The 24,449-nt window shown below is 65.7% G+C and carries 22 protein-coding genes; 3 read left to right on the top strand and 19 right to left on the bottom strand.

The features are described from left to right. Positions 1 to 27: 27 nt before the first annotated feature. Complete coding sequence (locus GGR25_RS02640; protein ID WP_183397162.1) at positions 28 to 1,098, top strand: ABC transporter ATP-binding protein; 1,071 nt, start codon at positions 28 to 30, stop codon at positions 1,096 to 1,098. A gap of 27 nt (positions 1,099 to 1,125) precedes the next feature. Here the strand turns inward: GGR25_RS02640 and GGR25_RS02635 are convergent, their stop codons facing one another. The 14 genes from GGR25_RS02635 to GGR25_RS02570 form a co-directional block, all read right to left on the bottom strand. Further along, positions 1,126 to 1,614 carry a phosphatase domain-containing putative toxin gene (locus GGR25_RS02635; RefSeq protein WP_183397161.1) on the bottom strand — a complete coding sequence of 163 codons (489 nt, stop codon included), beginning with the start codon at positions 1,612 to 1,614 and terminating at the stop codon, positions 1,126 to 1,128. Positions 1,615 to 1,715: 101 nt separating this feature from the next. Beyond that, complete coding sequence (locus tag GGR25_RS02630; RefSeq protein WP_183397160.1) at positions 1,716 to 3,152, bottom strand: aldehyde dehydrogenase family protein; 1,437 nt, start codon at positions 3,150 to 3,152, stop codon at positions 1,716 to 1,718. A gap of 158 nt (positions 3,153 to 3,310) precedes the next feature. Continuing rightward, a complete protein-coding gene (gene araD1 / locus GGR25_RS02625; protein WP_183397159.1) occupies positions 3,311 to 4,300 on the bottom strand; it encodes an AraD1 family protein in 990 nt (329 codons plus the stop codon). 65 nt (positions 4,301 to 4,365) lie between these two features. Then, positions 4,366 to 5,181: an FCD domain-containing protein gene (locus GGR25_RS24895; protein ID WP_183397158.1), complete on the bottom strand. Its 816-nt coding sequence runs from the start codon at positions 5,179 to 5,181 to the stop codon at positions 4,366 to 4,368. A 124-nt stretch (positions 5,182 to 5,305) separates the two neighbouring features. Then, positions 5,306 to 5,773, bottom strand: a complete 468-nt coding sequence (locus tag GGR25_RS02615) for a type II toxin-antitoxin system RatA family toxin (RefSeq protein ID WP_183397157.1) — start codon at positions 5,771 to 5,773, stop codon at positions 5,306 to 5,308. 6 nt (positions 5,774 to 5,779) lie between these two features. After that, positions 5,780 to 6,742 (bottom strand): lipoyl synthase, encoded by a 963-nt coding sequence (lipA, locus tag GGR25_RS02610; protein ID WP_183397156.1) that lies wholly within the window; start codon positions 6,740 to 6,742, stop codon positions 5,780 to 5,782. 18 nt (positions 6,743 to 6,760) lie between these two features. Continuing rightward, the gene (locus GGR25_RS02605) at positions 6,761 to 7,012 is read right to left on the bottom strand and encodes a GlsB/YeaQ/YmgE family stress response membrane protein (RefSeq protein WP_183397155.1); all 252 of its coding nucleotides are present in this window, start codon (positions 7,010 to 7,012) and stop codon (positions 6,761 to 6,763) included. Positions 7,013 to 7,088: 76 nt separating this feature from the next. Then, positions 7,089 to 7,337: a GlsB/YeaQ/YmgE family stress response membrane protein gene (locus tag GGR25_RS02600; protein WP_183397154.1), complete on the bottom strand. Its 249-nt coding sequence runs from the start codon at positions 7,335 to 7,337 to the stop codon at positions 7,089 to 7,091. Between the two features lie 76 nt (positions 7,338 to 7,413). Then, positions 7,414 to 8,853 (bottom strand): dihydrolipoyl dehydrogenase, encoded by a 1,440-nt coding sequence (gene lpdA, locus GGR25_RS02595; protein WP_183397153.1) that lies wholly within the window; start codon positions 8,851 to 8,853, stop codon positions 7,414 to 7,416. Between the two features lie 107 nt (positions 8,854 to 8,960). Beyond that, positions 8,961 to 9,197 (bottom strand): HP1242/YdcH family protein, encoded by a 237-nt coding sequence (locus GGR25_RS02590; protein WP_183397152.1) that lies wholly within the window; start codon positions 9,195 to 9,197, stop codon positions 8,961 to 8,963. Positions 9,198 to 9,283: 86 nt separating this feature from the next. Then, positions 9,284 to 10,645 (bottom strand): pyruvate dehydrogenase complex dihydrolipoamide acetyltransferase, encoded by a 1,362-nt coding sequence (locus tag GGR25_RS02585; RefSeq protein WP_183397151.1) that lies wholly within the window; start codon positions 10,643 to 10,645, stop codon positions 9,284 to 9,286. A 9-nt stretch (positions 10,646 to 10,654) separates the two neighbouring features. After that, on the bottom strand, positions 10,655 to 12,055 hold the full coding sequence (locus GGR25_RS02580) for a pyruvate dehydrogenase complex E1 component subunit beta (RefSeq protein WP_183397150.1): 1,401 nt from the start codon (positions 12,053 to 12,055) through the stop codon (positions 10,655 to 10,657). A gap of 17 nt (positions 12,056 to 12,072) precedes the next feature. After that, a complete protein-coding gene (pdhA, locus tag GGR25_RS02575; protein WP_183397149.1) occupies positions 12,073 to 13,179 on the bottom strand; it encodes a pyruvate dehydrogenase (acetyl-transferring) E1 component subunit alpha in 1,107 nt (368 codons plus the stop codon). A gap of 143 nt (positions 13,180 to 13,322) precedes the next feature. Then, entirely contained in the window at positions 13,323 to 13,682 is a 360-nt protein-coding gene (locus GGR25_RS02570; protein WP_183397148.1) for an FtsB family cell division protein, read from the bottom strand. A gap of 197 nt (positions 13,683 to 13,879) precedes the next feature. On the opposite strand from GGR25_RS02570, the gene GGR25_RS02565 reads away from it, so the two are divergent. Beyond that, positions 13,880 to 15,718: a DEAD/DEAH box helicase gene (locus GGR25_RS02565; RefSeq protein ID WP_183397147.1), complete on the top strand. Its 1,839-nt coding sequence runs from the start codon at positions 13,880 to 13,882 to the stop codon at positions 15,716 to 15,718. A gap of 222 nt (positions 15,719 to 15,940) precedes the next feature. Here GGR25_RS02565 and GGR25_RS02560 read toward each other — a convergent pair whose 3' ends face one another. The 5 genes from GGR25_RS02560 to GGR25_RS02540 all read right to left on the bottom strand — a co-directional run bounded on the left by GGR25_RS02560 (position 15,941) and on the right by GGR25_RS02540 (position 22,462). Further along, entirely contained in the window at positions 15,941 to 16,666 is a 726-nt protein-coding gene (locus GGR25_RS02560; RefSeq protein WP_210299782.1) for a hypothetical protein, read from the bottom strand. Next, positions 16,663 to 18,906 (bottom strand): GumC family protein, encoded by a 2,244-nt coding sequence (locus GGR25_RS02555; protein WP_183397145.1) that lies wholly within the window; start codon positions 18,904 to 18,906, stop codon positions 16,663 to 16,665. The genes GGR25_RS02560 and GGR25_RS02555 overlap by 4 nt, the downstream gene beginning before the upstream one ends. Positions 18,907 to 18,960: 54 nt before the next feature. Next, positions 18,961 to 19,767, bottom strand: a complete 807-nt coding sequence (locus GGR25_RS02550; RefSeq protein ID WP_183397144.1) for a metallophosphoesterase family protein — start codon at positions 19,765 to 19,767, stop codon at positions 18,961 to 18,963. A gap of 8 nt (positions 19,768 to 19,775) precedes the next feature. After that, positions 19,776 to 21,323, bottom strand: a complete 1,548-nt coding sequence (locus tag GGR25_RS24635) for an O-antigen ligase family protein (RefSeq protein WP_183397143.1) — start codon at positions 21,321 to 21,323, stop codon at positions 19,776 to 19,778. A gap of 344 nt (positions 21,324 to 21,667) precedes the next feature. Continuing rightward, entirely contained in the window at positions 21,668 to 22,462 is a 795-nt protein-coding gene (locus GGR25_RS02540; protein ID WP_246409158.1) for a sugar transferase, read from the bottom strand. Between the two features lie 635 nt (positions 22,463 to 23,097). Here GGR25_RS02540 and GGR25_RS02535 point away from each other — a divergent pair. Next, on the top strand, positions 23,098 to 24,378 hold the full coding sequence (locus GGR25_RS02535) for a porin (RefSeq protein ID WP_183397142.1): 1,281 nt from the start codon (positions 23,098 to 23,100) through the stop codon (positions 24,376 to 24,378). The last annotated feature ends 71 nt before the right edge of the window (positions 24,379 to 24,449 follow it).

Here is a 24,449-nt window from a genome sequence, read left to right as displayed (position 1 = left end):
CGCCTCAAGGAAGACCCAAGGACGACCATGGCTTTCCTCTCGATCGAGCGCATTACCAAGACCTTCGGCACGCTGACGACCGTCAAGGGCGTGGACCTCGCCGTCGAGCGCGGCGAGTTCGTCACGCTGCTGGGGCCGAGCGGCTGCGGCAAGACGACGATCCTCCGGATGATCGCCGGCTTCGAGACTCCGACGAGCGGCACGATCCGCATCGACGGCAAGGACGTGACGGGCCTCAAGCCGCACCAGCGCAATATCGGCATGGTGTTCCAGGCCTATGCCCTGTTCCCGAACATGACGGTGGCCGACAACATCGCCTTCGGCCTCAAGGTCGCGCACAAGAGCGCGTCGGAGATCGCGAGCCGCGTCAAGGAGATGCTCGATCTCATCAAGCTGCCGCAGGTGGCCGATCGCTATCCCTACCAGCTCTCCGGCGGCCAGCAGCAGCGCGTCGCTCTCGCCCGCGCGCTCGCCATCAAGCCGCAGATTCTGCTGCTCGACGAGCCGCTCTCCGCGCTCGACGCCAAGATCCGCGTCTCGCTGCGCGACGAGATCCGCGCCGTCCAGCGCCAGCTCGGCATTACGACGATCTTCGTGACGCATGACCAGGAAGAGGCGCTGTCCATGTCGGACCGCATCTGCGTCATGAGCGAGGGCAATATCGAGCAGCTCGGCACGCCGTTCGAGATCTACAATTATCCGAAGACCCGCTTCGTCGCGTCCTTCATCGGCACGCTGAATATCCTGAACGGCAAGGTGTCGGACAGCGCCGAAGGCCGCATCCTGGTCGACGGGCAGGAGATCGTGACGAGCCGCGGCCTCAAGGGCGCCGGCACAGGCGACGCGCTCGCCGTGGCGCTCCGCCCCGAGGCGCTGTCGATCGGCCGTGCCAATGGCTCCAGCAACAATCTGGAAGGCACCATCGACGAGGTGCATTTCCTCGGCTCGGTCGTGCGCATCCGCGTCCGCTTCAAGGACAGCGCCGTCTCGCTCGATACCTTCAACCGCCCCAACGCCGCCCCGCCCGAGCGCGGCCAGCCGATCACGGTCAATTTCGGCCGCGAGGATATTCTGGTGCTCGACGGCGTGGCGAACTGAGAACGGCGCTTAAGGTACCTGCGCTGCTCAACGGGCCTTTGCAAAGGTCAACACCCATTCGCGCTGTTCATCTGTGTCAGGCACGGGAACACCGCGCGCCGCTTTGACGAGCGCCAATGCCTTGTCGCCGTCAGCGCCAACGCAGATAAGGGCGCACGCCGCGACAAGCGATGAGCGACCTATGCCGGCCCGACAGTGAATCGCCACCGAGCGACCCATCGAGATGGAGTTGGCGATCCGTTCGCTGAGCTCGGTAGCGCCGCGCAGCGACTCGGGCAGGCCGCGATCGGGAATAGGGAAGGACAAGAACTCGAGCCCCGCCGACCTGCAGAGCTGGGCCTCATCCTGAAGACCGAGTTCAGTGACTTCGGAGGAATCGAGAAGACTTACAATCTCGTGCAGGCCAGACCGTCGCCAATCGGCAATGTCGTCTTCCAACCAGTCGTTGGCGCGCGGCCGGGCCATGATCGCCAATCGACCGGCGGCCGGAGCTTCAATCCAATGCAGCCGAGCCATGGATTGCCTCGCCGGTTCTGCTGCTAGCCAAAAAGGCTAAGCGCGAGGCGCGTCACGACCGGGAACAACCCCGGCCATGACACGTCTCTGATTGCAAACCTTTACGGCTGCGTATAGGCCGTCTTCACGGTCGTGAAGAACTCCGCCGCATACTTGCCCTGCTCGCGCGGGCCGTAGGACGAGCCCTTCCGGCCGCCGAACGGCACGTGGTAGTCGACGCCTGCCGTCGGCAGGTTGACCATCACCATGCCGGCCTCGGCATTGCGCTTGAAGTGCGAGGCGTATTTCAGTGACGTCGTCACGATGCCGGCCGACAGGCCGAACGGCGTGTCATTGGCAACGGCGAGCGCTTCCTCGTAGTCCTTGACCTTGATCACGCTGGCGACCGGGCCGAAGACCTCTTCCTTGTTGATGCGCATGTCCGGCGTCGTGCCGGTGAACAGCGCCGGCTGCAGGAAGAAGCCGGGATTCTCGCGCTCGATCCGCTGGCCGCCGACGGCGAGCGTGCCGCCCTCGTCCTTGGCGATCTGGATGTAGCGCTCGTCCTGGTCCAGCTGGCTCTGGTCGACGACCGGGCCGATATGGGTGCCCTGCTTGACAGCGTCGTCGACGACGAGATCCTGGATGCGCTTGGTGAGCGCCTCGACATACTGGTCGTGGATCTTCTCGGTCACGATCAGGCGCGAAGAAGCCGTGCAGCGCTGGCCGGTCGAGAAGAAGGCGCTGTTGGCAGTCGACTCGACGGCAACCTTGAGATCGGCGTCGTCCAGAACGATGGTCGGGTTCTTGCCGCCCATCTCGAGCTGGAACTTGCGCATGAGGGCGATCGAAGCCTCGGCAACCTTCTTGCCGGTGCCGACCGAGCCGGTGAACGACACGGCGGTGACCTTCGGCGATTCGAGGATCGCCTGGCCGACGACCGAACCACGGCCCATGACCAGATTGACCACGCCCTTCGGCAGGCCGTTGCGCACGAGGATGTCGACGATCGTCCAGGTGCAGGCCGGCACAAGGTCAGCCGGCTTGATCACGACCGTGTTGCCATAGGCGATGGCCGGCGCCATCTTCCAGGCGGGGATCGCGATCGGGAAGTTCCACGGCGTGATCAGACCGACGACGCCGATCGGCTCGCGGGTGATCGAGACGTCGATCCCAGGGCGCACGCTCGGCAGGATCTCACCGGCCAGGCGCAGCGTTTCGCCGGCGAAGAAGTGGAAGATCTGCGCCGCGCGGATCGTCTCGCCGATGCCCTCGGGGAGCGTCTTGCCCTCCTCGCGCGACAGGAGGCGGCCGATCTCCTCCTTGCGGGCGAGGATTTCATCGCCGGTGCCCTTCAGGATGTCGTGGCGCTGCTGGATGCCCGACAGCGACCAGGTCTTGAAGGCGTCGGCAGCTGCGTCGATCGCAGCCTTGGCGTCGGCAGCGGTCGCCTGGGCGAATTCGCCGACGACCTCATTGGTGTTCGACGGGTTGATGTTGGGCTTGGCGTCGCCCCCCACCCATTCGCCGCCGATATAGTTCTTATGGAGCGCGCTCATCGCGAAATCCCTGACAGTCCGAGGATTTGAAGGAATGCCGCCATACGGCGGATCTGGTCCGGACAGAAACGGGGTCGGAACCCGACCCCGTTCTAGCCCTATGGTCCGGCGAGGCCAACCCGCAATTCCGGATCGAGCCTCATCGGCGCAGAACGTGTTTACAATTGAGCGACCGCGACCGGCTCTTCGGCGGCATAGGCGAGCGCGTTGCGGAGCGGCAGGCCGAAGGCCTCGCTCTCGATCTCGAACACGTCGCCGGGCTCCGTCTTGATTCCCGCCGCGATGGAGAGGGTCGCCGTGCCGAAGGTGTGGACGTGAACCTGTCCCGGCCGGCGGAAGAAGGCGTATTTGAAGTGGTGGTGCTCAAGATTGGCGATCGTGTGCGACATGTTCGCTTCGCCGGAGAGGAAGGGCTCGTCGAAGATCGCCTTGCCGCCGCGCAGCACGCGCGAGCGACCGCGGACATCGTCCGGCAGCGCGCCGACGAGCAGTTCCGGTCCGGCCGAGCACGGGCGCAGCTTGGAATGGGCGAGATAGAGATAGTTCACCCGCTCCATCACGTGGTCAGAGAACTCATTGGCGAGCGAGAAGCCGACACGATAGGGCTGGCCATTGTCGCCGACGACATAGATGCCGGCGATCTCGGGCTCCTCGCCGCCATCCTGCGCGAAGGACGGCGCGACCAGCGGTGCGCCGGGGCCGACGAGCAGCGCGCCATCGCCCTTGTAGAACCATTCGGGCTGCACGCCGACGGCGCCAGCCGCCGGCTTGCCACCTTCGAGCCCCATACGGAACATCTTCATCGAATCCGTCAGCGTCGCCTCTTCGGCGGCAACGGACTTGTGCATCGCGTCGCGCGCCGAGGCCGAGCCGAGATGGGTGAGGCCCGTGCCGGTGATCAGCAGATGCGCGGGATCGGGATGATCGATCGGCGCCAGCACGCGGTCCGACGCCAGCAGGGCGGCGCGGTCCACCGTCTCGCCATGGCCGGCAGCCGCGACGACGGTCTCGATGCCGCGCTTCTCGCGGATCGCCGCGCGGGCGAGCTCATAGACGGTCGCGAAGCCCGGCACCGTCGCCGAACGGTCGCCCAGGGTCGCCACGACGGCGCGCTGGCCGGTCTCGTTCCTGATCTGCATCAGACGCATGCGTTTCCTCCTCATTGCTTCTGCCGGGCCTCTGCCACGGCGATTGATTGATTGATGTGGGCCGGTCAGCGAACCTCGTCCGCGGGCTCCGCCGCCCCGTGGTCGCCGATCCAGATCGAATCCAACACATTGCCCTTGGCGTTGCGCAACAGCCGCCGCATGGCGATATAGGCCTGCTCGGGGTCGCGGCTGCGCACCGCTTCATAGACGTCGCGATGGTGCACGATGGCGTCGTCGCCCATGACGTTGCGCCAGCCGAGCGAGAAGGACAGGACGAGGCCGGATTCGATCAGGCTGCCCACGGAGCGCAGCATCGGATTGTGCGAGGCCTCCAGCACCGTCATGTGAAAGGCGAGGTCGGCGCGGATCTGGTCGGAACTGCCGCGCTCGCGATCCTGGATGCCGTCGAGCGCGACGCGTAGCGCCTCGATCTCCTCCGGCGTCGCGCGCTCGGCGGCGCGGGCCGCGGCGGCGGGCTCGATGATCTCGCGCATCTCGAACAGCGACTGGATGAATTCGTCGCTCGGCCGCTGGTCGAGCTGCCAGCTGAGCACGTCGGAATCCAGCATGTTCCATTCGGCGCGCGGACGGACCCGCGTGCCGATCTTGGGCCGCGAAACCGTCAGCCCCTTGGCGGAGAGAAGCCGCACGGCCTCGCGGACAGCCGTTCGCGAAACGCCGAATTCATGCTGCAGCTTCGGTTCGGTCGGCAGCGTGTCGCCGGGACCATAATGGCCCGTCACGATCCGGCGCCCGATCGCGGCGGCAACGCGGTCGGAAAGGCTGCCCGGCCGATCACGACCCGCGACGGCCAGCTTCCGCGTCGTATCCGCCCGCCCCCGCATACCGCGCGCTCCGCCCTGCCCTGTCTCGTCACTCACGGCGATATCATAGTATGTTTGACCGACACAAACCACCGCCGCCCGCGGCGCTCGCGCGAGTAGGACGCACGGCGCGCGCCGCGCAGCCGGATTGTGGCGAATTCAGCCTGTCGGTGATGGCTGCTCAGCCGCCCAAAGCGGGCGCAACCGGATAGATCGCGTCGGCGCGCTTCTCGAAGGCTTCGGCGAATTTGCGGAAGGCCTTGTCGAACACGCTGCCCATCAGCATCGACAGCGCGCGCGAGCGGAATTCATAGTCGATCCAGAACCGTACGGCGCTGCGGCCCGGCTCCGTGGGCACGAACGTCCAGACATTTTCGAGATGCTTGAACGGGCCGTCGAGATAGTCCGCGCGGATCGTATTGGTCTGCGGGTCGATAATGACGCGCGTCGTGAAGGTCTCGCGCACGATCTTGTAGGCGACGGTCATGTCGGCGATCAGAACTTCGCGCGATCCATCCACGCGGCGGCTGCGCACGACGAGCCGCTCGCAGAGCGGGACGAATTCGGGATATTTCTCGACATCCGCGACGAGCGCGAACATCTCCTCTGCCGAATGGCGAACCATCCGCTCGGTCGAATAATGCGGCATTCGCCCTCAGACGCCTCGCCCGGCACCACGCGCCGCCTTGAGCCGCGCGAAATCCTCGCCGGCATGGTGCGACGAGCGCGTCAGCGGGCTCGACGAGACGAGCAGGAAGCCCTTCGCATAGGCGATCGTCTCGAAGGACTTAAACTCGTCCGGCGTCACGAAACGGATGACGGGGTGATGCTTGCGGCTCGGCTGCAGATACTGGCCGATCGTCAGGAAATCGACGTCGCCGACGCGGAGGTCGTCCATGAGCTGGAGAACTTCGTTCCGCTCCTCGCCGAGCCCGACCATGATGCCGGACTTGGTGAACATCGTCGGATCCAGCTCCTTGACCCGCTGCAGCAGGCGGATGGAGTGGAAATAGCGCGCACCCGGACGGACCGTCAGATACTTCGACGGGACGGTTTCGAGATTGTGGTTGAAGACGTCAGGCTTGGCCGCGACCACGATTTCGAGTGCGCCGGGCTTGCGCAGAAAATCCGGCGTCAGAATCTCGATCGTGGTGCCGGGCGCGGCCTTGCGGATCGCGAGGATCACGTCGGCAAAATGCTGCGCGCCGCCATCGGCGAGGTCGTCACGGTCGACCGAGGTGATGACCACATGCTCGAGCCCGAGCTTCGCCACGGCTTCGGCGACCTTCTCCGGCTCGGCGCGATCCAGCGCCTCGGGCATGCCCGTGCGCACATTGCAGAAGGCGCAGGCGCGGGTGCACGTGTCGCCCATGATCATGAAGGTCGCGTGCTTCTTCGACCAGCACTCGCCGATATTCGGGCAGCCGGCCTCCTCGCACACCGTGACGAGGCCGTTCTTCTTCACGATGTCCTGCGTCTCGCGATAGACGGGCGAGCCCGGCGCGCGAACGCGGATCCATTCCGGCTTGCGCAGCAGCGGCGTTTCCGGGCGCTTCGCCTTCTCGGGGTGGCGCGGGCGCTCCGCCTTGGCGTTGAGCGTGTCGAGAACGACGACCATGAGCAGGTTTCTTTTCGATCAGGCCCGGCGGAAGAGGCCAAGCAGGAAGAGAAGGACGATCGCGCCCACCGTCGAGACGACGAGCGAGGAGATGAAGCCGGGCTGCGGCGCGAGATTGAAGCTCGAAACCAGGATGGCGCCGATCCACGAGCCGATCAGGCCGACGATCAGGTTCACGATCAGCCCGTGGGAGCGCCCCAGGCTGCGCGACGCGATCCAGCCGGCCAGGATGCCGATGATGATGGTTGCGAAGATCCCGACGCCGGTCATTGGTGAGCCTCCCGATCCGTTCCCGCCAATATGGTCTGCGAATCTGCCGCCCGCCAGTCCCCCTGGCGCATGGCTCTCATGCGAGCAGCCGGGCCACCAGTACGACAACCACGGCGCCAACGGCCGCGACGACGACCTGGTTGACGAAGTCGCTGCCGAGATTGACCGGAATATCGAAATAGCGAACCAGGAATCCGCCGACTACCGCGCCGATCAGGCCGACAATGACGTTGCGGATGAGGCCGCCGCCGCCGACCACGAGGCTGGCGATCCAGCCGGCCAGCAAGCCGATGACGATCCAGATCAGGATGGATTTGAGTTCCATGCGACCGCTCCTTCGCGGCGTCGATGACTGTCAAATCGCGGTCGAGCGGTGCCGGCCCGGGAGCCGGCACGCTGGCTCAGATGTGGATCGCCCGTCCATAGGCCGCCATGACGCTCTCATGCATGGTCTCGGACAGCGTCGGATGCGGGAACACGGAGTGGATCAGCTCCTCTTCCGTCGTCTCCAGGTTCATCGCGATCACGAAGCCCTGGATCAGTTCGGTCACTTCGGCGCCAACCAGATGCGCACCGAGAAGCTGGCCGGTCTTCTTGTCGAAGATCGTCTTGACGAGGCCTTCCGGCTCGCCGAGCGCAATGGCTTTGCCATTGCCGATGAACGGGAACTTGCCGACGCGGATGTCGTAGCCCGCCTCGCGCGCCTTCTTCTCGGTGAGGCCGACGGAGGCGATCTGCGGGTTGCAATAGGTGCAGCCCGGAATCTTCGCCTTGTCCATCGCATGCGGATGCAGCCCGGCGATGCCCTCGACGCAGATCACGCCCTCATGCTCGGCCTTGTGGGCCAGCATGGGCGGGCCGGCGACGTCGCCGATCGCGAAGATGCCGGGAACATTGGTGCGGCCGAGGCCATCAATGACGACGCAGCCGCGATCCGTCTTGACGCCGAGCTTCTCGAGGCCGAGGCCTTCGATATTGCCGACCACGCCGACCGCCGAGATCAGCTTGTCGGCCGTGATCTCCTGCGTCTTGCCGTCGCCGGTGTCGATCGTCGCCGTCACCGAATTGGCGCCCTTCACGACCTTCGTTACCTTGGCGCCGGTCAGGATCTTGATGCCCTGCTTCTCGAAGCGCTTGCGGGCATGGGCTGCGATCTCCTCGTCCTCGACGGGGAGGATCTGCGGCAGCACCTCGACCACGGTCACGTCGGCGCCCATGGTGTGATAGAACGACGCGAACTCGATGCCGATCGCGCCGGAGCCCATGACGAGCAGCTTCTTCGGCAGCGTCTCGGGCACCATGGCCTCGAAATAGGTCCAGATCAGCTTGCCGTCCGGCTCGATGCCCGGCAGCGCGCGCGGACGGGCGCCCGTCGCGACGATGATGTTCTTCGCCTCGTAATTGCCGGCCGGCAGCGCGCCCTTGGGCGGCGTGTTCGGCTTGCCATAGGCCTCGGCGGCGGCGGGCTTGACGGTGACCTTGCCGGGCGCGGTGATCTCAGCGATGCCCCAGATCACGTCGACCTTGTTCTTCTTCAAAAGGCCGGTGACGCCCTGGTTGAGCTGGCCGGCGACACCGCGCGAGCGCTTGGTGATCGCGGCGGGGTCGAAGCCGATCTTCTCGGCCGAGAGGCCGTAATCCGCGGCATGCTCGAAATAATGATAGATTTCCGCCGAGCGCAGCAGCGCCTTGGTCGGAATGCAGCCCCAGTTCAGGCAGATGCCGCCGAGATGCTTCGATTCGACGACCGCCGTCTTGAGACCGAGCTGCGCAGCACGGATCGCCGCGACATAGCCGCCGGGGCCGGAGCCGATGATGATGACGTCGTAGCCGTTGGCCATGGCCGGCCTCCCTCGCATCGTTCGGGCGCGAGGCTGGCAGCCGGCGCCTGGATTCTTCCTTCGGCTGCACTTGGTGACCGTCCCGGCCGAAGCCGGGACGGCATGGATCACGCCCGCAGCAGAGCGGCGATCTCGTCCTTGAGCTTCATGCGCTGCTTGCGCATGTCGATCATGTGGACGTCGTCCGTCGGCTCGACATCCGTCTCCGCGCGGTGAACGGCGCGGTTGATCTCGTGATACTCGTCGACCAGCTTCGCGAAATGCGCGTTCTCGGCCTTGAGCTTGGCGATCTTCTCATGCTCGCCCGGAAAATCCTCGGCGAGTTCGTGCGGCGTGTGGACCATAATCAAGACTCCGTATTGCGCGTTGCGCGCCGAACATGCCGATAGCCGACGCGGCGGCCTTGCGCCAGATCAAGGCCGCCGGTCGATCAGACGAGCATCCCCATCGGCTTCTCGATATAGCCCTTGAACGCCTGCAGCAGCTCAGCGCCCAGCGCGCCGTCGACGACGCGGTGGTCGGTCGAGAGCGTGACCGACATGACGGTCGCGATCTTGATCTCGCCGCCCTTGACGACCGGCTTCTGGATGCCCGCGCCGACCGCGAGGATCGTCGCATGCGGCGGGTTGATGATCGCCGCGAAGTCCTTGACGCCGAACATGCCGAGATTGGAGACCGAGGTCGTGCCGCCCTGGTATTCCTCGGGCTTCAGCTTGCGCTCGCGGGCCCGCTTGGCGAGGTCCTTCATCTCGTTCGAGATGGTGGACAGCGTCTTCTTGTCCGCGTTCCGCACGATCGGCGTGATCAGCCCGCCGGGGATCGAGACGGCGACGCCGACATCGACGACCTTGTGCAGGATCATCGCTTCGCCCGTCCACGAGGCGTTCGCGGCGGGGGTCTTCTTCAGCGCCAGCGCCATGGCCTTGATCACCATGTCGTTGACCGAGACCTTGTAGGCCGGCATGCCGTCCTTGTCCTTCGGCGCGGCGCCGTTGATCTGCTCGCGCAGCGCCAAGAGCGCGTCGAGCTCGCAATCGACCGTGACGTAGAAATGCGGGACGGTCTGCTTCGATTCGGTCAGCCGGCGGGCGATCGTCTTGCGCATATTGTCATGCGGGACGAGCTCGTAGGCGCCGTCGGCGAAGAGCTTGAGCGTCTGCGCGTCGCTGGCGCCGGCCGGAGCGGCAGCGGCGGGCGCCGCTGCCGGGGCCGGTGCAGCAGCCGCAGCCGGGGCGGCCTTGGCAGCGCCACCGCCGGCCTTGGCGGCCTCGATGTCGGCCTGGATGATGCGGCCATGCGGGCCGGTGCCGGCGACCTTGGCGATGTCGATGCCGGCTTCCTTGGCGAGGCGGCGCGCCAGCGGCGAGGCGAAGAGACGCTCGCCGGCAGCAGCGGGAGCCGCAGCAGGCGCAGGCGCCGCGGCGGGAGCGGCAACGGCCGGAGCCGGAGCTGCCGCCGGAGCGGCTTGTGCGGGAGCCGCAGCAGGCGCAGGCGCCGCCGCGGGCTTGGCAGCGGGCGCCGGGGCATCGCCGAGCGCGCTCGCGCTCTCGCCATCGGCAAGCAGCACGGCGATCAGCGCATTGACCTTCACGCCTTCGGTGCCCTCGGGCACCACGATCTTGCCGACCGTGCCCTCGTCGATGGATTCGACTTCCATCGTCGCCTTGTCGGTCTCGATCTCGGCGATCACGTCGCCGGACTTGACCTTGTCACCCTCTTTCACATGCCACTTGGCGAGGTTGCCCTCTTCCATGGTCGGCGAAAGCGCGGGCATCAGGATGTTGATGGGCATCGCTTCCCCCTAGCGATAGGTGACGGCTTTGACCGCCGCGATCACTTCGCCGACATTCGGCAGAGCGAGCTTTTCGAGATTGCCGGCATAGGGCATCGGAACGTCCTTGCCCGTGACCTTGAGCACCGGCGCATCGAGATAGTCGAACGCCTTCTCCATCAGCTGCGCGGCGATCTCGGAACCGATCGAACCCTGCGGCCAGCCCTCTTCCACCGTGACGCAACGACCGGTCTTCTTCACCGATTCGATCACCGTATCGATGTCGAGCGGGCGCAGCGTGCGGAGGTCGATCACCTCGGCGTCGATGCCGTCCTTGGCCAGTTCCTCGACCGCCTTCACGACATAGGTCATGCCGATGCCGAAGGACACGATGGTGACGTCCTTGCCGGTCTTGTGGATGCGCGCCTTGCCGATCGGCAGCACGAAATCATCGAGCTTCGGCACTTCGAAGGAGTGGCCGTAGAGGATCTCGTTCTCGAGGAACACGATCGGGTTCGGATCGCGGATCGCCGCCTTCAGCAGGCCTTTGGCGTCGGCCGCGCTGTACGGCATGATCACCTTGAGACCCGGGATCTGGCTGTACCAGGCGGCATAGTCCTGGCTGTGCTGGGCGCCGACGCGGGCCGCGGCGCCGTTCGGGCCGCGGAACACGATCGAGGCGCCGAGCTGACCGCCCGACATGTAATGCGTCTTCGCCGCCGAATTGATGATCTGGTCCATCGCCTGCATGGCGAAGTTGAAGGTCATGAACTCGACGATCGGCTTCAGGCCCGCGAGCGCCGCGCCGACGGCGAGACCGGCAAAGCCGTGCTCGGTGATCGGCGTGTCGATGACGCGGTCCGCGCTGAATTCCTGCAGCAGGCCCTGCGTGATCTTGTAGGCGCCCTGATACTCCGCAACCTCTTCGCCGATGACGAAGACGTCCGGATCGCGGCGCATCTCCTCGGCCATCGCGTCGCGGAGCGCCTCGCGCACCGTCATGGCCACGAATTCCGTGCCGGCCGGAATGGCCGGGTCGGATGCGACGGTCACGGCAACCGGGGCGGCAGCAACGGCCGGCGCGGCAGGTGCCGGCGCAGCGACGGGCGCGGGTTCAGCCGCAGGAGCCGGAGCCGCGGCCGGAGCAGGCGCCGCGGCGCCGCCGGCGGCCGCCTTGGAGACGTCCTCGCCTTCGGCGGCGAGGATCGCGATCGGGGTGTTCACCTTCACGTTCTCGGTGCCCTCGGGCACCAGAACCTTGGCGAGCGTCCCCTCATCGACCGCCTCGACCTCCATGGTCGCCTTGTCGGTCTCGATCTCGGCGATCACGTCGCCGGACTTGATCGGATCGCCCTCTTTCTTGAGCCATTTGGAGAGCGTGCCCTCCTCCATGGTCGGGGAAAGGGCGGGCATCAGAATGTCGATCGGCATCGTAATTTCCCGCCCTGTTACCGTACGATATCCGTCCAGAGCTCGGCGGCATCCGGCTCGGGGCTGTTCTGTGCGAAATCGGCCGAGTGGTTGACGATGTCGCGAACCTGCGCGTCGATCGCCTTCAGATCGTCCTCGCTCGCCCACTTCTTGTCGATGAGGCGCGCGCGGACCTGCTCGATCGGATCGTGCTCGGTGCGCATCTTCTGCACCTCGTCCTTCGAGCGGTACTTGGCCGGGTCGGACATGGAGTGGCCGCGGTAGCGGTAGGTCTGCATCTCGAGGATGTAGGGGCCCTTCCCGGCCCGGCACCACGCGACGGCCCGCTCGCCGGCCGCCTTGACGGCCCGCACGTCCATGCCGTCGACCTGCTCGCCGGGGATGTTGAAGGAGGCGCCGCGCTTCGAGAAATCGGTCTGCGCCGAGGAGCGGACCACCGAGGTGCCCATCGCATAGCGATTGTTCTCGATGATGTAGACCACGGGGAGCTTCCACAGCTCCGCCATGTTGAAGCTCTCGTAGACCTGGCCCTGATTGGCCGCGCCGTCGCCGAAATAGGTCAGCGAGACGAGATCGTTCTTGCGGTAGCGGTTGGCGAAGGCGAGGCCGGTGCCGAGCGACACCTGCGCGCCGACGATGCCATGGCCGCCGAAGAACTGCTTCTCGATGGAGAACATGTGCATCGAGCCGCCCTTGCCGCGCGAATAACCATCGCGCCGCCCGGTCAGTTCCGCCATCACGCCATTGGCGTCCATGCCGGCCGCCAGCATATGGCCGTGGTCGCGGTAGCCGGTGATGACCTGGTCCTCACCGGTGCGAATCGCCATCTGCATGCCGACGACGACCGCTTCCTGGCCGATATAGAGGTGGCAGAAGCCATGGATCAGGCCCATGCCGTACATCTGGCCCGCCTTCTCCTCGAAGCGGCGGATCAGCAGCATCTCGCGATAGGCGGCGAGCTCCTGCTCCTTGGTGAAATCGGCGATCGCGGCCTTCGCGCCTCCGGCAGATTTCGAGGCCGACGACTTTGACGTCGCCGGCGATTTCGCCGCTCGTGAGGCCGCGACCTTGCGTCCTTCGGTCGACGCGGCTTTGCTGCCGACCTGCGATTTGGCTACGGCCATACGTTCATCTCCAGGGCGTTTCCCAGTTATGTGCGGCGACGTTAGCTCAAGCCGAATTGCATTCCAAGGTGCACGGACGACATCGGAGCCATGCGCCAACTACATGACTTCTAAGCAAAAACGTTAGATGAACCGAATTTCGGTTAATTGCTGCTCTGCGGCATTGTCTGCTGCTCTGCGGTCGGTTGCGACGCAGCGAGATCGATCACGATCTCATCGGGGTGCAGCACATTCAGATTCCGGCGCGCGCGTTCGTCGATCATATCGGGATCGAGACTGGTCGGCCGCAGGAGCGAAACCCGCCGGTCCAGAGCCACGCGCTGCTTCTTCAGCGAGGCGAGTTCAGCTTCCAGCCCAATGGCCTCGCGCTGCATCCGGTCACGCGACCAGATGCCGTAATCGCCATTGAAGGAGTGGTAGCCGAAATAGCCCATGACCGCCAACGACCCCAGCGGCAGGAGGATGTGACGAAGCCGTGAATTCTTGCGGTGGCGGGTCTTCATCTGGCTTGGGGCACGCGCATCGACATGGTTTAGGAACGATGCCCGAAGACGATTAACGCGGCGTTGCCACGACCCATTCCCTGGCCGAATGGCAGCCATTTTCGCACAACGCTTGGCGTGGCGGCGCATCGGCGCTATGACGCAGCCATGCCCCGCAGGCCGCCCGCATGGTGGCCCGCCTTTTGCGACTCCAGTTCATGAGCCAAGTCATCCGATACCCCGCCATTGCCGGCGCGCTCGAAGCGCGCGGCTACGCCACGCTCACCTCGGTCCAGTCCGCGGTGCTCACCCCCGAAGCCGAAGGTCGCGACCTTCTCGTGTCCGCGCAGACCGGATCGGGCAAGACCGTCGCCTATGGCCTCGCGCTCGCCTCCACGCTGCTCGGCGAGGAAGGAACGCTGCCGCCCGCCGCCGAGCCTATGGCGCTGGTCATCGCGCCGACGCGCGAGCTCGCCCTGCAGGTCCAGCGCGAACTCGCCTGGCTCTATGAAGCTGCCGGCGCGCGAATCGTCTCCAGCGTCGGCGGAACCGATGTGCGGCGCGAACAGCGCGCGCTCTCGGCCGGCGCCCATATCGTCGTCGGCACGCCCGGCCGCCTGCGCGACCATCTGGAGCGCGGCCGCCTCGACATCTCGAAGCTCAGGGCCGTCGTGCTCGACGAGGCCGACGAGATGCTCGATCTCGGCTTTCGCGAGGATCTCGAGTTCATTCTCGAGGCGTCCCCGGCCGAGCGGCAGACGCTGCTCTTCTCCGCGACGCTCCCGCGCGAGATCGTCCGCCTCGCCAAGCGCTACCAGCGCGACGCGTTCCGGATCGATACGATTGACCAGAGCCAGCCGCATCGCGACATCGCCTATCGCGCCTATCGCATCGCGCAGAACGAGGTCGAGCCGGCGCTCGTCAACATTCTGCGCCTCTCGGACGCGCCGCAGGCCATGGTCTTCTGCGCGACGCGCGAGGCGGTCCGCCGCCTGCACGGCGCGCTGATCGAGCGCGGCTTCGCCGTCGTCGCCCTCTCCGGCGAACTCAGCCAGAACGAGCGCAACTCCGCCATGCAGATGCTGCGAGACGGGCGCGTACAGGTCTGCGTCGCGACCGATGTCGCGGCACGCGGCCTCGACCTGCCGGATCTCGGCCTCGTCGTGCATGCCGACCTGCCGCAGAATCACGAGACGCTGCTGCATCGCAGCGGCCGCACGGGCCGCGCCGGCCGCAAGGGCGTCAGCGCCCTGATCGTGCCTTACAAGCTCCGCCACAAGGCGCAGCGCCTGCTCGACGCCGCCGGCGTGGATGCCGAATGGGTTTCGGCCCCTTCGGCGGAAGCGATTCGCGAGCGCGATCGTCAGCGCCTTCTCGACAGCGTGCTCGCGGCGGAGCCGCCGACGGATGAGGAAGCGCGCCTCGCCAGCGACCTCGTCGAGAAGCTCGGCCCGGACGGCCTTGCGATCGCCCTCCTCCGACTTGATCGTTCGCGCCTTCCCGCACCGGAAGATCTGTTCGACCCTGGCCCGATCCCCGACGGACGCAACTCCCGCGAGACACGCGCCCGCGAGCGGGCCGAGACGCACCGCAACGAGCGGATCCGGCCCGACCGACGCCGCGAGCCGGCGGCCGAAGGCGCGCCCGGCGAAGGCGGTGCGCCGCACAAGGAGCGCAAGCCGCGCCCGAGGCGGGATGGCGAAGGCGGCGGTTCGGCGGGCTGGTTCCGCCTCCCCATCGGCCGGCAGAAGAACGCCGACCCGAAATGGCTGCTGCCGCTGATCTGCCGCCGCGGACAGGTGACGCGCGAAGACGTCGGCGCGATCCGGATCTTCGATCGCGAGACGCTGTTCGAGGTCAATGAGGACGCGGTCGATCGGTTCGAGATCGCGCTCGCGGCCAATGGCGACGAGGATATCCGCATCGATCGGGCGGAGGCGCCGCCGCCGCGTGCGCCGCGTCGCACCGATGGACCGCGAACCGACAAGCCCCGCGCCGGCAAGCCGCTCTCCGACGGCGCCGCCCCGCGCAAGCGCAAGGGCCCGCCCCGCGACTGAGGCCGCAATCCGGGCGGACCTGGCCGAGGGTCGATCGACCTTCGGCCTTCATGCCCGGCGCCTGTCATTGCCGGGCTCGACCCGGCAATCCAGACTTGCTGTCGATGTCTAAGGCTCAGGAAGGCGCCTTGGCCGGGTCACGCCCGGCCAGGCCCTATCCAGGCGTCGCTGATCAGCCGGATGGCGGAATGTCCTGCCGGCTCGCCCTGCCCCGGGTTCGGGCTACTGGGCCGGCGCGGGATTGATCTGCGCCGCCCATTCATAGACCTTGTTCAGGAAGCGCTGCTGATAGACCGGCTCGACGGTCTCGGCGACATGCACGATCCGCTCGCGGAAAGCGGGATCGCGGATATAGATCTGCGCGATGCTGTTCACGCCCTCTTCCGTCCGCAACATCAGCCCGAGCTGCACGTCGATCTGCGCCTTGAGCTCGTCATCGAGTTGGTCGCGCAGGTCGAACAGCAGAGGGCCGCGACGCTTGGCGATCCATTGTTCGGTCGGTCCGGTGGCCAGCGAGCGCTTCAGATAGCGCTCGGTATCGGGGAGATTGCCCGCGATATTCGACAGGATCGCGGCCACCAGCCAGTCATTCGAGCCGGCCGGCGCGATGGTGAGATTGCGCCGCACGACGTTGATGCAGGCATTCAACCGCTCTTCCGCCGTTCCGACCTGACCGTCGGTGGACCAAGCGTCGAGGCAGGCATCCACGCGCGCCTTGCGGGCAAACCGGCTCTCAAGCTCATAGAAACGCGCGGGACGCCGCTCCGTCCCGAGAAAGAACTGTTGCCGGACCTCGGCGGGTTGCAGCTGCAACGTAAACGGCCGTGACTCACGCCAGCCGAGGAAGGCGGCCAGGACCATCGTCACACCGGCGAGGACCTGAAGGCCCCGCAGGATGTGCTTCGTCCGGCCCCTGCGCCGCGGGCGCCGGGTCGCTTCAGCCATCATCCGGTTGCCTCGGCGTAGTAGGACTTGTAGCGGCCGCGATAGCCGTAGCCGAACGAGCCAACCTCGACCTGGTTGAGGACGACGAAGACCGGGACGTTGCGATAATTGACGCGGCCGAGGTCAGAGAGCGCGGCGCGGACCTCCTGCTGCGACGTCTGGGCCCAGCGCACCACGAGCACCGTCGCGGTCGCGTAGCGCAGCAGCAGGCGCGCATCGATGACGGGAAGCAGCGGCGAGGAGTCGATCACGATGAAGTCGAACCAGCCCTGCGCCAGCTCCAGAAGCCGCTCGAGTCGCGCGGAATCGAGCAGCGAGTCCGTGGCCGAACGGCTGCCGGTCGCGCCGACGATCATGCTGAGCCCGGTCGCCGGATCGACGCTGACGAGATCGTTGAGCGCATCCTCGCCGGCGGCACCCGACAGATAGTCGATGAAGCCGGGGCGCGCCTCGATGCCGAGCGACTTGTGCACGGTCGGACGGCGGAGATCGCAGTCGATGAGCAGCGTCTTCTTGCCGGACAGGGCGAAGGCGCGGGCGAGCGACACCGCCGTCTGCGTCTTGCCCTCGTTGGGAACCGCCGAGCTGATGAGGATGGTCTGCGCGCCGACGGCCCGCCGACGGCGTCCGAGATCGACGCCGAGCCGGACGCGGCGCACCGCCTCGCTATAGGGCGAGATCGGATGCAGGATGATTTCGTTCGCGGGGATCGCTCCGTCCGCCTTCCAGCCGGCGTTCTGTTCGAGGCTCGGCAGCGACGACAGCGCCGGCACGCCGAGAACCGATTCCGTCTGCGCCTCGTCGACGAAGCCGCCGACATAGTTCTCGCGCAGGAAGGCGAGGCCGAGGCCGAGGCCGATCGACGCGATACCGCAGAGCAGGAACAGCATGCGCGTATTGGGGAAGCTCGGGCTCGACGGCGGCAGCGCCTTGGAGACGACGCGGCTGTCGGCGACCTGCAGTTCCTTCTGCGCTTCGACAGCCTTGGAGCTGTTGAGCATGCGCTCATACACGGAGCGGCTCGAATCCGCCTCCTTCTGCACCTCGTAGAGGCGCACGACCACGTCCTTGGGCAGGCTGGAGATGATCTTGTCGCGGCGCTTCTGCTTGAGGTCGTTCTCCTGCTGCTGGGCGGCGTCGACATCCGCACGTAGCTGGCTCACCGCCGTCAGCGCTTCGAGGTTCAGGCGCTTGTCGAGTTCGGAGAGCTGCTCGCGCAGCCTGACCGCCTTGGCTTCGTCGGAACTGTCGGCGTTCAGCTGCGATTCGATGCTCTCGCGGCTCGCATTGAGCGCCTTCAGCTGATCGGACTGCACGGAGGCGATCAACTGGTCCCAATCGCCGCTGCGACGCAGCTGGTCCAGCTGCCCGGCGTTCTTGGCGAGATCCAGCCGCCGTGCCTGCTGCGAGTCGATGTCGCGCTGGAACGAGGCGATATCGTCGAGGGTCGCCGTATCGTGGATCGCGGAGAGATTGTCGTCGACAAACCGATCGATCTTGTCCTCGGCCGCGCGGACTGAGGCGACAGCGGCATCCAGCCGGCTGAGAATCTTCTGCTGCGCGATATCCGCGGTCTCGATCTTCGCGTCGATCTGGGCCTTGATGTAGTTGTCGGCGACGCTGTTGGCGATCGTCGCGGCCTTCTGCGGATCGGTCGACTTGGCCGAAATCTCGATCAGATAGGTCAGGCCCTGGCGCGCGATCGCGACCGTGTTGCGCAGATTGGCCAGAACCGTGTTGGCGACCGCCTCCGCTGTGGGTGGGGTCTCCTTGGCGCCGATCATCTCCTTGAGCCGGCTCTGCCAGCCCGGGCGCGGCACGAAGCTGGGATCGTTGGTGAGGTCGAGATCGCGCACGACGCCGACCATCACGGCGGGCGAGCGCAGAATGCCGACCTCGCTCTCGACGCGTCCGGAATCATTGGGAAGCAGAGACACCTGCCCTTCCGGATCGAGAATGTCCTTCTGGCGCGGATCGACCATCACCAGCGCCGTCGCCGTATAGATCGGCGTCAGCTGGAAGATGATGAGCGCGGCAATGCCGTTGACGACCAGAATCGTGGCGATGATCAGTTTGATCTGCCGGCGGATGAGTCCGATGATCGAGCGCAGGTCGAGGCCGCCGCTGGCCTCGCGCGGCTGGACGACCTCGTCGGCGAAGGGAGCGGCGGTCTCGCGACCGCTGGTCCAGGACTGATCGTCCGCGCTCGCCCGTTCGGCTGCGCCTTCTCCATCCCGCTTCATTCGCTGCATTTCCATGACGCACTCAATCCAGGTTCGAGACAGCCAGCCAGCGGGCTAGGAGACAGAAAGGAAACCGACGCTGTCGCGGTCCAGCATCGCGGCCGAAAGACGGCCGCCCATGAAGCATCCCGTGTCGACGGAGATCCGGTTCGCATAACGCATCGGCGTCTCGGACGGCGTATGTCCGTGGACGACGACGGCGCCGAAATCCTCGTCGCTCGAAAGAAACGGCTCGCGGATCCATTGCAGGTCCCGCTGCGACTGTTCGTCGAGATCAAGGCCAGGGCGGACACCCGCATGCGTGATGAAATAGTCGCGCCAGCGGACCGCCTTGGGCAGCGCCCGCAGCCATTCGATGTGCTCCGGCGGCACGAGAAACTCCATCATGCGCTGGAACTTGCGGAAGCCGGCGCGCGAATCGACACGCGGAATCTCGTCGGCGCCGTAGGATTTCAGCGTCTCGTGCCCGCCGAAGGAGAGCCAGTCCGCGGCAGCGGTCGCGCTCTCGATCGAATCGAGCATGGCCTCTTCATGATTGCCCGCGAGCACGATGCGGCGAACATTGCCGCCGAGCAGGGCCATTGCACGATCGATGACCGACGCGGATTGCGGGCCCCGATCGACCAGATCGCCGACGAGGACGATGACATGCTCGCGATCAGCGATATGGCTCGCGCGCTCGACGATCAGGCTTTCCAGCGCCTCGAGCTGCCGCAGGCAGCCATGAATGTCGCCGATCACGTAGAGGACCTGATCGCGATCCGGGAGGGCAAGCGTGGGACGAGTGCCAGCGGCGGGCGCGGCCGCGCGCACGCCCGAAAGGGCTGCCGAGAGACGTGAAAGAAGGGAAGTCGCGCCCATCGCTCCGCTCACAGCCTTGCGTCGCCGAAGGCGACTCCCCCGTTACTATGCGCCAAATGCGAGCCTGCGTGCACTCCCGAAACCGGCGGCTGGGCAGACCCTCCCGCGACAAAGGGCCCGGCCTCGCCGGCCTTCGCGGGCCTCGGCCGCGCAACTTCAAGGCGCTCCTGGCGATCGGCGTCATAATCCCCGACCACCTGGGCGTAGCCGGCGGCCAGTACCGCGACGAAGATGAACACCACAGCCTGAATCTGCAGGCTGAAATCGACCAGCGAGTGAACCGCTGCAATGGTCGCGACGGTGACCGCGGCGACCGGCGCAGCGCTCGGCGTGCGCCGGTAGAGCCCGCGCGCGATGCGCCAGACGACGTATCCCGAGGCGGCCAGAACGCCGAGCGCGAACACGCCGAGATCGGCGAACAGCTCCAGATAGAGATTGTGCGCCCTGTCCCAGACGACGTCGGCGCTCAGCGGCAGGCGATGATAGATCGCGAACGCGTCCTCGAATGTGCCGCCGCCGAAACCGCTGAACGGGCGATGCAGGATCATGCCGATCGTCTGGACGAAGAGCGGCCAGCGGAGGTCCTGCTGAGCTTCCTGGCTGCCGAAGCGCTCCGTCAGCGCACCGCCGGAAAGCAGGAGCAAGAGCAGAACGACCAGGAGAATAACGACGACGATCGCAAGTCCGCTCCGCCGCCGGCTCGGGGCCCGGACGACGCCGAGCAACACGGGCATGATGAGCCCGATCAGGCCGACAAAGGCGCCCATGCGTGAGGCGGAGAGCACCAGCGCCGAACCGATCACCGCCAATCCGGCACCATAGCCGGCCACCGCGATGAGCGCGTTGTCCAGGCGGAAGATCTCGCGCAGCGGCCGGTTCTGGCCGCCCCGCTGGCGCGGGATGATCGCATTCACGAGCAGCGAAGAGCCGATCGCGAGGCCGAAGGCGAGGAAGGTCGCGAACGAATTGCGATTGACGAAGAATCCCGTCGCCACGCCCTGATAGGTCCACTTCGGCAGGAAGAGCAGCGTGTCGCCGAGCTGGAACAGCAGGAAGATCCCGACGCCCGCGTGGACCGTGATGATCGCGAACAGCGCCTGCATGAAACGATGGGCGCGGACGTCGTTGACCGTGATTTGGGCGCAGAGGAAGAACAGGAAGCCGTAGGTAATATAGTTGAGCAGCATCAGGCTGGTCGCCGCCGTGTCGAGGCTGATGCGACGCCAGACGTCGGCCTCGAGGGCCATGCCGGCATCGGTCCAGATCTGCGGCGCGAACAGTTCCACCGGAAGCGGAACGATCTGAACCAGCATCCAGACGGTGGAGAGCAAGCCGAGAATCAACGGCCACTTGAACTCGGCCAGCGGCAGCCGAAGCCTGTCGGGCTGCCGAGCAACGGAGCTCAGATAGACGAAGGCCATCGCCGACACCGCTACGGCGTTCGCCTCCCAGAAGAACGGCCGGTTGCTGCCCACGGGAACGGGCGCGAGAAGGAGGAGGAGGACGAGGAGGACGAAGATGATGCCGTGAAGGCCCGCCAGACTGCTTCGGCGCACGATCAGGCCTTAACTTCGGTTGCTGGGAATTCCATCACGAGACGATCCGTTCTCCGACTCTTCCCCTTATCGCCCCCAGCACCCCAAAAATTCCAGTTTCACGAATTCCTGCGCCTGCCCGGGCACGAGAGCGCTGCGGAGTCGCAACGATCCGGAATTCGAGTGTCCCATGAATCGCCCTGCTCATGAAACATGACTTTTTCCGCCTCGCCCAGCGAGACGGACCGCTTGAGCTCCGGGATCCCGACCGAACCGCCGAACCACAAGGCTGGCAGCGCTCCGGCATCGCCGGATCGCCGCGCAGGATGGAGTTCGAGAGGAAGGAGAATCCCGCCAACCGGATATCAGAATGCATTCGGATTCAGCAGCCGCAGCGGTGTCTGCAGCAGGATCTTGATGTCGTAGAGCGGCGACCAGCGGCGGATATAGGCCCGGTCACAGCGCAGCCGCATCCGGATTTTCTCCATGCCGTCGGTCGGGCCGCGGAAACCCTCGATCTGCGCAAGGCCCGTGATCCCCGGGCGCACCAGATGGCGGTCATTGTAGTTCGGGAGAATCCGGCCGAAGGCATCGTCCATGGCTACCGCATGCGGCCGCGGTCCCACGAGCGACATGTCGCCCTTGAGGACGTTGATCAGCTGAGGCAACTCGTCGAGGCTGGTGCGGCGGAGGAACGCGCCGACGCGGGTGATCCGTTCGTCGCCACTCGATACCTGACGGAAGGCCCCTTCGGTCTCCTGCACCGTCATCGAGCGGAACTTGAGCAAAAGGAAGACGCAGCGATCGGTGCCGTAGCGCTGCTGGCGGAAGAGCGCCGGCCCACGCGTCTCGATGCGGACGGCGAGCGCGATCAGAAGCATCACGGGGAGGAAGAAGAGGAGCAGGGAGGCCGCGCCGACGACGTCGATGGCCCGCTTGATCCGGGATTCGTTCGCCGCCTTGGAGCGGGCGAGAAGTACGCCGCGACTGCTTTCGGCACTGAAGCTGGCTTCGTAAGCACCAGGTCGCTCGCCAACCAATACACGAGCTGAATCATCAAAATACATGGCGACCCCCGCAGTCGGCGCCTCTTTGTGCAGTGCAACATGCACTTCGCATCGCAACAATGCCTTTTTAGCGCCAGTTCCAATCGCCAGCAAGCGTTTTCTCGTCGCAGCGTGAGCGTTTTCGCCGGCTGGAAACGGTATGACCAAGAATGATGTTAAGTCTGTTTCCTGAAGAATGAGGAAATTCAAACAATACAGATCAATCTAGTCACAACCCAAAATGGAGGATTTCAAAGGTAGGGACGTGTGGCTTGCGTCGAATGTGGCTGCCCGGCACCGTAGATTTCGTCAAATCGACGGAGGAACGCCCTCGCCTGCCCTCCGAAAAGGCCGGATAGCGCCCCGTAGTCGGCTATGCCGGCAAAGCATCAGGCCTAAGTAAAACGGCCGAGCGATCTGTTCGATATAACGACCGAACGCGTCAATTCAGATTCAGTTGTAGGCGTTGCAGGTACTCGTAGCCGGGTGCTGTGCCAAAACCGCCACGTGGCTTTTTCATAAAGCCGTTACAATTTGCTGCAGCGCATTTTGGACCGGGACAGACCGACGGAGTCAGATAAGTTGCCGCCATTCGCCGCGAGGGGTCGTGGCGAATGCTGCCCCCACACACGTGGGGGCAAAGAAGAGCTTACGGGGTTGGGGGCATTGAAGACGCCCGCCGACGGCGCTGCCGCGCCGACGGACGGTGTCTGCTGCTCGCCTTCAGCTACCGCAACTGGAGGTCAGATATGCGCTTCAACACTCTGCTTCTCGGTACCGCTGCCGCGCTCGTCGTGGCTGGCGGCGCCCATGCGGCGGATCTCACGGTCGCCGAACCGGTCGACTACGTGAAGGTCTGCGACGCCTTCGGCGCCGGCTTCTACTATTCGCCCGGCACCGACACCTGCATCAAGGTCGGCGGCTATGTGAAGTTCGGCACGTCGGTCGGTGATACCGACTACGGCACCTACAACTCGGCCTACCCGAATTCGAACTGGACCAACTTCTACACCGAAGTGTCGATCCAGCTTACCGCCTCCTCGGTCACCGAATACGGCAATCTGACCGGCTTCCTCGAAGTCCGCGCTCAGAGCGGCAACACCGGCGGCTTCACCGAGTCGCTGACGCAGGCGGCGAACGCCGTCACCAAGTCGGCCTATCTGCAGACCGCTTACCTGCAGCTCGGCCCGCTCAAGGCCGGTTACCTCGACTCGCTGTTCGACTTCGGCCAGGGCTACAACGACACCGGCGCCTTCGCCTCCGACACCAAGACCGACCAGGTCACGCTGACCTATGCCGTGAACGGCATCGGCCTGTCGCTCTCGGTCGAAGACCAGCGCGATCGTGGCTCGCTCGGCAATACCGGCGGCATCGTCACCGACAATAACGGCAAGACCTATTACGAGGGCGGTTCGGACAATATCCCGAACGTCATCGGCGCCGTCAGCTACGCCTCGGGCATCTTCTCGACCAAGATCGCTGCGGCCTATACCAATATCGCGCTCGATCGTTCGTCGTCGCCCTACACGCCGCCGGGCGGCGCTCCGTCCACGCTGCTCTCCTACACCTCCGAGGCCGGCTGGGCGATCGGCGGCAGCATCGAACTCGCGCTCGACAGCATCTCGAAGGGCGACAAGTTCCAGATCTCCGGTTCGTACGGCGACAACGCGAACTCGTTCACGGGCATCGCCGGTGGCACGTCGGTCGCTGGTCTCTCCAGTTACACCAAGAACTACCTCGCCGCGATCGCTCCCGGCACCAGCTGGAGCGCCTTCGCGTCGTACAAGCACGCCTTCACGTCGTCGGTCTACATGGCGGCGACGGCGGGCTATGCCGAGTATGATGGTGACGGCACCTGGCGCGGCAATGACTCCCTCCAGGCCTGGCGCGGCGTCCTCGGCGCCGGCTGGACCCCGGTCAAGGGCCTCGATGTCCTCGCCGAAGGTTCCTACAACAGCGTCACCGGCGAAGGCTCGATCCAGGACGGCAACGCCTGGTCCGGCGTCCTCTGGCTGAAGCGCTCCTGGTAAGCGGCTGCGGCGCGCCGATCAGGGCGCGCCTTCCCCTCAGCAAAGCAAAAAGGCCCGGCGGAGACATCCGC

It is taken from the genome of Kaistia hirudinis, from assembly GCF_014196455.1.
GTDB classification, from domain to species: domain Bacteria; phylum Pseudomonadota; class Alphaproteobacteria; order Rhizobiales; family Kaistiaceae; genus Kaistia; species Kaistia hirudinis.
Note: the sequence above shows the minus strand (reverse complement) of the source record. Positions and strands in the feature narration are given on the sequence as shown.

Excerpts from the sequence above, each read along its gene's own strand:
- GGR25_RS02570 (WP_183397148.1), bottom strand. The coding sequence starts at position 13,682 with ATGAAGACCCGCCACCGCAAGAATTCACGGCTTCGTCACATCCTCCTG.
- GGR25_RS02615 (WP_183397157.1), bottom strand. The coding sequence starts at position 5,773 with ATGCCGCATTATTCGACCGAGCGGATGGTTCGCCATTCGGCAGAGGAG.
- GGR25_RS02560 (WP_210299782.1), bottom strand. The coding sequence starts at position 16,666 with ATGATGGCTGAAGCGACCCGGCGCCCGCGGCGCAGGGGCCGGACGAAG.
- GGR25_RS02640 (WP_183397162.1), top strand. The coding sequence starts at position 28 with ATGGCTTTCCTCTCGATCGAGCGCATTACCAAGACCTTCGGCACGCTG.
- GGR25_RS02590 (WP_183397152.1), bottom strand. The coding sequence starts at position 9,197 with ATGGTCCACACGCCGCACGAACTCGCCGAGGATTTTCCGGGCGAGCAT.
- GGR25_RS02550 (WP_183397144.1), bottom strand. The coding sequence starts at position 19,767 with ATGGGCGCGACTTCCCTTCTTTCACGTCTCTCGGCAGCCCTTTCGGGC.
- lipA (WP_183397156.1), bottom strand. The coding sequence starts at position 6,742 with ATGGTCGTCGTTCTCGACACGCTCAACGCCAAGGCGGAGCGCCCGCGC.
- pdhA (WP_183397149.1), bottom strand. The coding sequence starts at position 13,179 with ATGGCCGTAGCCAAATCGCAGGTCGGCAGCAAAGCCGCGTCGACCGAA.
- lpdA (WP_183397153.1), bottom strand. The coding sequence starts at position 8,853 with ATGGCCAACGGCTACGACGTCATCATCATCGGCTCCGGCCCCGGCGGC.
- GGR25_RS02565 (WP_183397147.1), top strand. The coding sequence starts at position 13,880 with ATGAGCCAAGTCATCCGATACCCCGCCATTGCCGGCGCGCTCGAAGCG.
- GGR25_RS02585 (WP_183397151.1), bottom strand. The coding sequence starts at position 10,645 with ATGCCCATCAACATCCTGATGCCCGCGCTTTCGCCGACCATGGAAGAG.
- araD1 (WP_183397159.1), bottom strand. The coding sequence starts at position 4,300 with ATGCGTCTGATGCAGATCAGGAACGAGACCGGCCAGCGCGCCGTCGTG.
- GGR25_RS02635 (WP_183397161.1), bottom strand. The coding sequence starts at position 1,614 with ATGGCTCGGCTGCATTGGATTGAAGCTCCGGCCGCCGGTCGATTGGCG.
- GGR25_RS02600 (WP_183397154.1), bottom strand. The coding sequence starts at position 7,337 with ATGGAACTCAAATCCATCCTGATCTGGATCGTCATCGGCTTGCTGGCC.
- GGR25_RS02535 (WP_183397142.1), top strand. The coding sequence starts at position 23,098 with ATGCGCTTCAACACTCTGCTTCTCGGTACCGCTGCCGCGCTCGTCGTG.
- GGR25_RS02580 (WP_183397150.1), bottom strand. The coding sequence starts at position 12,055 with ATGCCGATCGACATTCTGATGCCCGCCCTTTCCCCGACCATGGAGGAG.
- GGR25_RS02555 (WP_183397145.1), bottom strand. The coding sequence starts at position 18,906 with ATGAAGCGGGATGGAGAAGGCGCAGCCGAACGGGCGAGCGCGGACGAT.
- GGR25_RS02605 (WP_183397155.1), bottom strand. The coding sequence starts at position 7,012 with ATGACCGGCGTCGGGATCTTCGCAACCATCATCATCGGCATCCTGGCC.
- GGR25_RS02630 (WP_183397160.1), bottom strand. The coding sequence starts at position 3,152 with ATGAGCGCGCTCCATAAGAACTATATCGGCGGCGAATGGGTGGGGGGC.